General features: G+C 54.9%; 2 protein-coding genes. Both read left to right on the top strand.

Annotation, left to right across the window (positions count from 1 at the left end; all coding sequences use genetic code 11):
• On the top strand, positions 1-1,873 hold a 1,873-nt coding region (locus KBX14_RS11040), incomplete at its 5' end, for a Rib/alpha-like domain-containing protein (RefSeq protein WP_256042553.1).
• A 478-nt stretch (positions 1,874-2,351) separates the two neighbouring features.
• Positions 2,352-4,841, top strand: a 2,490-nt coding sequence (locus KBX14_RS11035; protein ID WP_256042552.1) for a putative Ig domain-containing protein, incomplete at its 3' end; no start/stop codon positions are given.

Below are 4,841 nucleotides of genomic sequence, written 5' to 3'. Positions count from 1 at the left end.
GCCTGTCAAGGTTGGGGAGACGCCGGATCCGAAGAAGAACATCGAGAATGTTGGTGATCTTCCGGAGGGTACGAAGTACGAGTACAAGGAGACTCCTGATACGAAGACTCCGGGTGAGAAGAAGGTCACTGTTGTGGTGACCTACCCGGATGGTTCTACCGACGAGGTTCCTACCACGGTGACGGTGTCCGAGACTCCGAAGCCGGAGGCTAAGGATGCTGAGAAGTACGATCCGAAGGGTCAGGATCAGCCTGTCAAGGTTGGGGAGACGCCGGATCCGAAGAAGAACATCGAGAATGTTGGTGATCTTCCGGAGGGTACGAAGTACGAGTACGAGGGTGGCGCTCCGGATACGTCGAAGGAAGGCACCCAGGACGTTACTGTTGTGGTGACCTACCCGGATGGCACCAAGGACAAGGTCACTACGACTGTCACGGTGAAGGACAACCCGACTCAGGCTGAGCTAAACGATCCACAGGGTCAGGATCAGAATGTTCCGACCGGTGGCACCCCGGATCCGAAGAACAACATTAAGGATGCGGACAAGCTTCCTGATGGTACGAAGTTTGAGTACGAGGGTGGTACTCCGGATACCTCGACGCCGGGTGAGTACGATGTCACCGTTGTTGTGACGTACCCGGATGGTTCGACCGATAAGGTTGACACGAAGCTCATTGTTGGTACTGATGCTGAGCGTTTCGTGCCGAAGTACGACGAGGTCACGGGCGTTCCGGTTGATGGTGAGAAGAACACCAATGATCCGTTCGGTAAGACGGCTCCGGTTAAGGATGTCGTGGCTACGCCGAGCGAAGGCTCGGATGCGGATAAGTGGACGTTTACTCCGCAGGACAACGGTGTGATCAAGGCTGAGGCTCCTTCGATGAAGGATGTTGAGGGCAAGATCGAGGCGAAGCTGCCGGAGATCAAGAGCCACGAGGCTGGCAAGCGTTGGGCCGAGTTCGTGAAGGACTTCACTCCGTTTGCTCGTCCGTCCGTCGATGTCGGTTTCACCTACAACGATGGCTCCGAGAACAAGGCGACGGCTGGCTTCGATCTGGTTGGCAAGGATGGTAAGTCCTTGCTGGATCCGAAGGGTGACTTCGATGGTGACGGTGTGACCAACGAGGATGAGATCAAGGGTGGCTCGAACCCAGCAAATGGTAGCGAGACTCCGGATACCACTGCTCCGTCGATTAATGAGATTAAGCCTGGTGCCAAGGAGATCTCTGGTAAGGGAGACCACCCGGGTGAGGACATCTTCGTCACGATCCCAGGTGTGAAGGATCCGATCAAGGTCACGACTGATAAGGACGGCAACTGGAAGGTTGAGGTCCCGGCTGGTGTTGATCTGAAGACCGGCGACACGATCACCGCAACTGATGGTGCTGGTAACAAGACCGAGGCAAAGGTCTCGATTGACACCGGCAAGTGTGTTGCCTCCGCTGTGGGCTTCGGTCTGCCACTGATCGCGCTGCTGCCGCTGGGTCTGGCTTCCCAGATTCAGATCCCGGTTCTCAGCGATGTGGCTGGTCAGATTGAGGCTCAGCTGAAGACGGTGAATACCCGTATTCAGCAGCAGGTTGGCATCTTCAACCCGGAGATGGCACGTCAGGTTGAGCAGATCAATGCGCAGCTGCGTACCTTCGGTGCGGATCTGGGCATGGTGGCTGCAGGTATCGTGCTGATCGCCGCTGGCATCCTCGCCGGCACGATCATCAACGACAACTGCAACCCGAATGGCCCGAAGTCCTCTGTCAAGGACCTGGAGCTGAAGGGTTCGTCCGGTAAGACGACGAAGTTGTCCTCCAAGGAGGACAAGAACGTATCGACGTCCACTCCGACAGCACCTGAAACCGATACGCCGAAGGCGTAAAAGGATGGTGATGTAGCCTCCTCCCCCATGCAGGGGGCTACATTTCGTAAATCTTGCCTAAAGTCTTGGTAAGAAAATTACAGTTGTTGCCTATTGTGCTTACTGCAATGGGCAGCAACTTTTATATTTACCCGATTGGCCTTAATTGTTTCGACAATTATTAACATTTGTCTTCCAGTTTAATTGAACTGGTCCTATTGGAACTGTGTCAATGACTTCCATTTATAGTGACCAAAATGTATCACTAGAAAAAATTACTGCATTCCACCTGTGCTTATCTGACATGTGCACTTCTTTGTGGTTGAGAATTAGAAAAGCCCTGTGGAGGTCCTACATTTTCCATAGATTGATACAATTTACAGCAAGTGACTAATCGTTGACCACTGTCTACGTCCACCACCTGCAGTTTTGTGGTTTTACTAGACCTTGGCCGACAGGTAGGTAGTCACATTGATTAGACCATATGGAAGGAATGTTTATGCGAGGCCAATTTAAGGCACGTCGTGGCACGTCGATTGCTGCGGCCGCATTGTCGTTTGCTCTGGTGGCACCACTGGCGCAGCCGGTTGCGTTCGCTCAGGACGTACCAGTTGTAGCGGCTGGCGCTGAGGCGCCTGCAGAAGCTAAGGGCAAGAACCAGCAGGTGCCAAACGCTATCTACACCAAGGGTGGATGGCGTGATTACTACGGCTACCACGGCTACGCCTACATCAACAAGAACGGTCGCCCGGACAGCCGGGATGACCGTGACGAGCCTTTGAAGGGCAATGTCATCTACCTGCAGTACGTGAATGGGAAGGGCGAGGTTTCCCCGACGTTCTACACGCTGACAGACTCCGAAGGCCGCTTCTCCTTCGACCTGTCTGAGAAGGTCACCAACGAATACGATGCTCCGGCGTTCTACCTGGCTGGCGACTCTAATTTCAGGGTTCGTGTGTGGGGCGAGAACCCGGATAAGGACAAGTACTCCGTCGTGATGGCCGGCGATATGCAGTCGGGCCGCTACACCACGCGTACGGATCGTACTCAGGAGTCGTGGAACTTTACGGCTGGTCCGTCTGGTTCGCGTATTACTGCTGGTCGTTTCGTGCTTGAGGAGAAGCCGAACCATGTTGGTTGGTTGGCGAAGCCGGAGTCCGAGTGGACGCGTGCGCTTGATGGTGAGACGGGCCAGCCGACGGTGGATGGTCAGTTCCCGGACTATGGCAAATTTGGTGCGATCGACAGTCTTGCTGCGCCGAACCAGTCGCAGGTGTGGTGGGAGTCCGGTGAGGATGCAGGTTCGCTGCCAGGCTACTACAAGTACCAGCCTGGTCAGGGTGACCGTGCCGCTGGTGGTGTCGAGATTGTTGCCTCGTACCTTAATGATGAGGTCGCGCGTGAGATTGACGCGTGGAAGGACGCCAATGATGGTTACACGCCTGAGCAGGAGCGTGCGAACCAGGAGCGCATTATCAAGGCGTACCAGGCTGAGCACGGCGAAGGTTCCCATATTGCTGAGACGGTAGTGGTGCCGTCGAAGGCTGACGGCAAGATCTATCTGCCGTTTAAGGGTACCTACGGTGTGTCACGAACACAGGAGAACCAGGCTGCGCAGATTTCCAACAAGCTTGAAAAAGGCGACTTCGGCACCGTTGCGAAGAATTTCATGCCGGATAATGAAGGCGGCACCCGCTATGGTGCGTTCTCTGGTGGTGCAATTAACCAGACGAAGCGCCGTCACATCAATACGGATTACATGTACATCTACCCGCGTATTGAGGGTCGGGATGTGAAGAATTCGGCGTTCCCGATGAACATGTTCCAGAATTACGAAGATCAGGGTGGCATGACTGCGGGCTACAAGATGACTGGTCTGCAGTTCCCGTTGATGTCTGCGCAGCCGATCTTTGATATTCCGGAGTACAACTCGTATGACAATAAGGGTCGTGCCGGGTCCAAGGTGACCACCAAGACTGCTGGGTTGGTGCCGAATTCGGATTATGCGATTCGTTGGTACGCAACTGATCCGGATGGTAAGCAGACTGAGATCAAGGATGCGATGTGCATCGCTAAGAGCGATGACAAGGGTGTTATCCCGTCGTGTGATTTCCAGGCTCCTGAGGATCTGAAGGCAACCACGGTCTACACCGCGGCCGTCGTTGACTATGACCCGGTGTCGAAGAAGGCGTCGGATCGTTGGGAGATGGCGGATTCGTTTACCGCTGTTGTTCCTGAGCAGCTGCCGTTGGGCTCGCGTTACGATACGTACTCGGCCGATAAGGTAGCGCCGTTGTTCAAGAAGCTGCCGGAAAATGTCGCTGAGGGGGCTGCGCCGAAGTATTCTGCTGAGGGGCTGCCGGAGGGCCTCGAGATTGACCCTGAGACCGGCACAATCACGGGTACCCCAACCAAGGCTGGTACCACTGAGGTGACTGTGACCCGTACGGTTGATGTTGTGGTTGAGAAGAACGTGCCGGTCGTTGATGAGAATGGCAACCCGGTCTACGAAAATCCGGACGAGCAAGATCCGGAAAAGCGCGTCGAGAAGACTGAGAAAAAGACGGTTACCGAGCCTCGCCAGGAGAAGGTTGTTACCAAGATTGTGGTAACGGATTCCCCGCTTGCAGCTGGTACGGCTGGTACGAAGTACACCCAGGAAGTGAAGCCGGAAGGCTTCGGTCCTCTTCCGCAAGGCTTTGAAGTCAAGAAGGACTCCATCACGGTTGAGGGTCTTCCGGCCGGTTTGGAGTTCAAGGATGGCACAATCACCGGCACCCCGATGTCTGCGGTTGAGGCTTCTGAGGAGAAGCCGAACGTGACGGTGAAGTACGTGCTGGTTGACCGGGATGGCAAAGAGACTGAGCACACTGATGTTGTGCCACTGAATATCGCGCCGACGACCGATGTGTTTGAGCCGAAGTATGAGGACGGTAAGGGTAAGCCGGGCGAGAATGCTACGGTTCCTGCTCCGAAGTTCACTGACAAG

The sequence above is a fragment of the Corynebacterium sp. CCUG 61414 genome (assembly GCF_024453945.1).
Lineage (GTDB): Bacteria > Actinomycetota > Actinomycetes > Mycobacteriales > Mycobacteriaceae > Corynebacterium > Corynebacterium pseudogenitalium.
The sequence above is the reverse complement of the archived record's forward strand: the minus strand, read 5'-3'. Positions and strand labels throughout refer to the sequence as shown.